1 pseudogene is annotated in these 1183 nt (G+C 69.7%); it reads right to left on the bottom strand.

The annotated features are described in order from the left end of the window. A pseudogene (locus IG88_RS0137710) lies at positions 1-1183 on the bottom strand (alpha-1,4-glucan--maltose-1-phosphate maltosyltransferase); the annotation flags it as partial.

Raw genomic sequence — 1183 nt, 5'->3', positions numbered from 1 at the left:
GCGCGGCGGATGGTGTTGAGGCGGGTGATGAGGGGGGCGATGGTGGTGCCCTCGCGTTCGGCGGTGGCCCAGTCGCGGGGTTTGAGCTGGTATTTCTCGCTGTCGAGGTATTCCTCGCTGCCGGGATGGAGGGGGGTGTTCTCGCAGAGTTCGTAGCCGCTGTAGATGCCCCAGGCGGGGGAGAGGGTGGCGGCGAGGACGGCGCGGACCTCGAAGGCGGGGCGGCCGCCGTGCTGGAGGTAGGCGTGGAGGATGTCGGGGGTGTTGGTGAAGAGGTTGGGCCGCATGTAGGCGGCGGCGTCGCCGGTGAGTTCGGTGAGGTAGTCCGTGAGTTCCTGTTTGGTGGTGCGCCAGGTGAAGTAGGTGTAGGACTGCTGGAAGCCGATCTGGGCGAGGGTGTGCATCATCGCGGGGCGGGTGAAGGCCTCGGCGAGGAAGATGACGTCGGGGTCGGTGCGGTTGACGGTGGCGATGACGCGTTCCCAGAAGGGGACGGGTTTGGTGTGGGGGTTGTCGACGCGGAAGATGCGTACGCCGTGGTCCGTCCAGTGGCGCAGGATGCGGACGGTTTCGGTGACGAGTCCGTCCATGTCGGTGTCGAAGGCGAGGGGGTAGATGTCCTGGTATTTCTTGGGGGGGTTTTCGGCGTGGGCGATGGTGCCGTCGGGGCGGTGGTGGAACCAGTCGGGGTGTTTGTGGACCCAGGGGTGGTCGGGGGAGCACTGGAGGGCGAGGTCGAGGGCGACTTCGAGGCCGTGGCGGGCGGCTTCGGCGACGAAGTGGTCGAAGTCGTCGAGGGTGCCGAGGGCGGGGTGGACGGTGTCGTGGCCGCCTTCGGGGGAGCCGATGGCCCAGGGGACGCCGACGTCGTCGGGGGTGGCGGAGAGGGTGTTGTTGCGGCCTTTGCGGTGGGTGGTGCCGATGGGGTGGACGGGGGGGAGGTAGACGACGTCGAAGCCCATGGCGGCGATGGCGGGCAGGCGTCGGGCGGCGGTGCGGAAGGTGCCGTGGGGCTGGTCGGGGGTGCCTTCGGAGCGGGGGAAGAACTCGTACCAGGCGCCGTAGAGGGCGCGTTCGCGCTCGACGAGCAGGGGCAGCGGTTCGGAGGAGGTGACCAGGTCGCGCAGGGGGTGACGGGCCAGGACCGCGTCGACCTGCGGCGTCAGCGCCGCCGCCAGCCGGG

Source organism: Streptomyces sp. NRRL F-5650 (genome assembly GCF_000721365.1).
Classification (GTDB): Bacteria; Actinomycetota; Actinomycetes; order Streptomycetales; family Streptomycetaceae; genus Streptomyces; species Streptomyces ardesiacus.
This window is presented reverse-complemented; position numbering and strand designations above follow the sequence as displayed.